General features: G+C 45.2%; 5 protein-coding genes. 1 reads left to right on the forward strand and 4 read right to left on the reverse strand.

The window, feature by feature from the left end; all coding sequences use genetic code 11:
* Positions 1 to 252: 252 nt before the first annotated feature.
* Genes J4F31_12190 through J4F31_12205 form a run of 4 tightly spaced genes read right to left on the reverse strand, consistent with a single transcriptional unit; the run spans position 253 to position 2,866 of the window.
* Entirely contained in the window at positions 253 to 495 is a 243-nt protein-coding gene (locus J4F31_12190; GenBank protein ID MCE2497311.1) for a response regulator transcription factor, read from the reverse strand.
* Positions 496 to 536: 41 nt separating this feature from the next.
* The gene (locus J4F31_12195) at positions 537 to 884 is read right to left on the reverse strand and encodes a response regulator transcription factor (protein ID MCE2497312.1); all 348 of its coding nucleotides are present in this window, start codon (positions 882 to 884) and stop codon (positions 537 to 539) included.
* Positions 881 to 2,434, reverse strand: coding sequence for a tetratricopeptide repeat protein (locus tag J4F31_12200; GenBank protein ID MCE2497313.1), 1,554 nt, complete (start codon positions 2,432 to 2,434; stop codon positions 881 to 883). Before J4F31_12200 ends, J4F31_12195 begins: the two co-directional genes overlap by 4 nt.
* An 18-nt stretch (positions 2,435 to 2,452) precedes the next feature.
* Positions 2,453 to 2,866 (reverse strand): hypothetical protein, encoded by a 414-nt coding sequence (locus J4F31_12205; protein MCE2497314.1) that lies wholly within the window; start codon positions 2,864 to 2,866, stop codon positions 2,453 to 2,455.
* Between the two features lie 191 nt (positions 2,867 to 3,057).
* Between J4F31_12205 and J4F31_12210 the strand changes: the two genes are divergently transcribed.
* A complete protein-coding gene (locus J4F31_12210) occupies positions 3,058 to 3,636 on the forward strand; it encodes a hypothetical protein (GenBank protein ID MCE2497315.1) in 579 nt (192 codons plus the stop codon).
* Positions 3,637 to 3,649: the final 13 nt, after the last annotated feature.

Raw genomic sequence — 3,649 nt, forward strand, 5'->3', positions numbered from 1 at the left:
TTGGCCTTGTTCTAAACCAAAGGAGGGTACATTTCGTAAATTGGGGTAGTGAAAGAGCTAAACTCCTGACTTTCAACAAGTGTTTAGTGCGTCAAAAAACGTTTTGGACGGGTGTGTCAAATTATGGAAAAACCGTAAATACAAGTGACTTACTAGGGTGCGGATTATCCGGGTATGAAATTATAAAAGGGTTCGAATGTGCTTCTGAATGGCTCGGGGGGCTGATATAGTTCGACTACAAAGGTCAATTCTTCACACCAATCCCGCTTTCACCGCAATTCTGACCATACCGGCGACATTGCTGACTTTGAGCTTCTTCATGATTGAGTGTCGATGGGTTTCAGCAGTGCCCACAGAGATGTTCAATTCATCGGCCAACATTTTAGTCGAGCGGCCCATGGCAATGAGTCGCAAGACTTCGCGCTCGCGATCCGACAAATCGTGAATGAGTGTTGATTTGGGGCTCGACTGTATTTCTGAAGCTTTAAATGCCAAGGACTGCAAAACATCAGCCGCAAAGTAGCTTCGGCCGCTAGCTACGCGCTCACGGCTTCCATAAGCTCTTCGGGATGTGCATTTTTCGACAAGTCTGCACTGACCTTAAGGCGCATCATCTTTTTAATCAACTGCTGATTCAAATGCATCGTAAGCAAAACAAACTTTTGTTCGGGTATTTTAGCTCTTACTTCGGTGATAAGCTCTTGCCCGTTCAAATGGGGCATATCCAGATCGGTTAAGACCACATCGGGCTTCAGTTCTAGAATTGCCGTTAGGGCTTTACGAGGGTCAGTATATGAACCAACAATGTGACAGCCCCCATGAGTTAGAATTCCCGTAAAACCTTCTAACACCAATTGATGATCGTCAACGACAATTACCTTCATGACAACGGTATGGTTACTGTGGCCAACATGCCGGTTTCTGGCCCCGGCTCATAATTCACTACCCCTTTAACGATATCCAATCGACTCTTAATGTTATACAGCCCTTGCCCTTGGGCAAGACCGCTGTCGAATCCTTTACCCTTGTCTTCTACAATGAGAATGAGTTGTTTGTCTAACTCCATTAATTGCATGTGAATCTCAGTGGCCCGGGCGTGCTTCAAGGCATTATTTAAAAGCTCCTGGGCAATGCGATATACACTAACCTCAAGCCGTTCCGCATAACGGCCTTCCACCTTGTAGTACTCGAAGTTGCAGGTAATAGGACTAAACTTAAAGGTATTCTCCAAGAGGTCTTCCAAGGCCTGAATAAGCCCTTGTTCCATTAGGGCTTTGGGCATCATTTGATGCGAGATTTGACGAAGCTCTTCGGCACTTTTACTAAACTCATTTGAAATCTGATCAAGTTGCTGTTTCAATTCCTTGTCTTGTAGTTGAGGAGCTAAGTTTATTATACCCGGTTTCAGTGCGGTGAGCTTTTGACCAATGCCATCGTGCAAATCCTTACTGATGCGTTTTCGCTCCTCTTCCGTTGCAGAAATGACCGCCGAAAGGCCCTTTTCTTTTTCGGCGATAACTGCGTTCTGGACTTTTCGCTCTTGTAGTTGACGGGTTCTGAATACGAATGTCAAGCTACCGAGTAAAAGAAGAACCAAACTAGTGCTAACGATTAAAATCTGAAGGTCTCGCTTGGCTAGAGAAGCCTCTTTTCGTTTCAGCTCCAGTTTTTGTTCAACAATCTGTTTTTCTTTTTCCGCCATCTGGAAACGCAACAAAAGCTCATTGAAGTTTTTGGTATTCTGAACAGAATGGAGACTGTCTTTCAGCTGATCCCTCCGGACCTGAAAGGAGTAAGCCTCCGAATAGTTGCCTAGTTTAACGTAAACCTCTTCGAGGTTCCCCCAAGTGTCGATCAGTAACTCCTTATCAGAAACTTCCGGAGCCAAACCTTCTGCTTTTTGTAAAATTTCGAGTGCTGCTCGATAATCTCCCCGGCCAGCAAAATAATTCGCCTTCTGATTGAGGCCCGAAGCTATTCCGTACGGATAATCGAATTGGGTACTCAACTCTATATTGCCTTCGATAATTGGTAAGGCTTCGTCATATCTCTTGAGCTTCAAAAGGGCTTCGGCCTGATTCACTTTCGTCAACAGGCGGTGATAGTCATCTTGTATAGAGTCTGCAAGACTGTAGCTCAGTTCGGCGTACTTTAGGCTACTGTCCGGTTGTTCCGTTTCAAGGAAGATTGCCGCCACGTTATTTAGAGCGATCATTTTAAAGCGTAGTACATTGAAAATGGAGACCGCCTTTTTGCTGTAATTTAAGGCTAGGGGCCATTGCTCTAATCCTATGTAAGCCTTACCTATATTGAGGTAGAGGCCCTGCAAGGCGTATTCCCGCTTATTATCAACTAAAACTTGACTGGTCAATTCCAAGGCCTTGATCAACTCTTCGAGGGCTTCTTCATATCGGTTCTGGTTGATCAAGGCCAACCCCTTATTATAATACGCTCAGATCGCTAATTCACCCTCCTCAGGGGCTTTCAGGACTGCATAAGCGGAGTCTGCGTAGGCCAGTGAATGCTCAACTTGAATCTCCGTTGGGTAACCGATAAACCCGAGCAAATAGCTGAGGTCGAGGTAGACCGAGCCAATTAGACTGTCTATTTTTTCAGATTGTAAATCAGTCTCTTTTAAAAAGCGCACTTGCCCTTGATACCAGGCAATTGCAGAATCGTTGTGGACCACCTCATATGCTCGCCCAATTTGCCGGTAGAGCTTGCTAATGGGCAAAAGAGAGTCCCCTAATTCAGCCGTTGTTAACTCCACTTTGAGGCTATCGATTACTCGGCGTGAATCGATTTGCGGTTCAGATCGGAGCATGAGTCCACCGAAAAGGAAGAGCAGTAAAAAAGTCTTTTTCATACGATCAAGGTGTAGTTCCCTCAGGGTAAACCCATAGACGAATATAGGTTTTCCGCGATTGACGGCAGCTCGTTCGCCCCCTATTTTTGCCTAGTAAAAGGAGTACTTGATGAGCTCCGGATACACAATTAAAAAATCGAATCTTGTCAAGCAACTACGATTTTCATTCATTACGACTTTCCTTATCCCTTTTGCTGATATCATTCCTTCTTAGCCCGCAGGCCGAGGCCCAATACCAATGGCAGTATTTGGGGAACTACGATGGTTTTTACAGTCTTTACGACGCCAACCATTATTGCATTAAGGATGGTTTTTTTGCCCAATACACCCAAGATGGAGGAGCGAATTTTTCGAATTTAGGACTCCCTTCTTCCGGCCTATTAGCCGTACATTACTTGTCGAGTAACGAGATGATGGCTTTAACGTTGGCTGGCGGGCTCTTGGAGTTACATCACAGCACTGATGGGGGAGCGACATTTAGCTCCAAAGGAAACGTACTCGACCCGTCCATACTTGGCTTGACCAACCGAGAATTCTTTTTCCAAGATGCCAATATCGGCTTCATATTCACCCAAGCTATGGTGGATAATGATTTGGTAAACATACTCCTAAAAACAGGCGATGGTGGGTCCAATTGGAGTATTGTAGAGGATACCACAGCGTTCGGGTCACGTCCATTTTGTGGGGAGCGTTTGAAGAATTGTTACATTTCGTTCAAAAGAAATGGGGGATTTGGTATTGGAAGCCCCGGGGCATGTTTTTCCGAGTGAGCTATTGGAGTAC

It is taken from the genome of Flavobacteriales bacterium, from assembly GCA_021296215.1.
Taxonomy (GTDB): domain Bacteria; phylum Bacteroidota; class Bacteroidia; order Flavobacteriales; family ECT2AJA-044; genus ECT2AJA-044.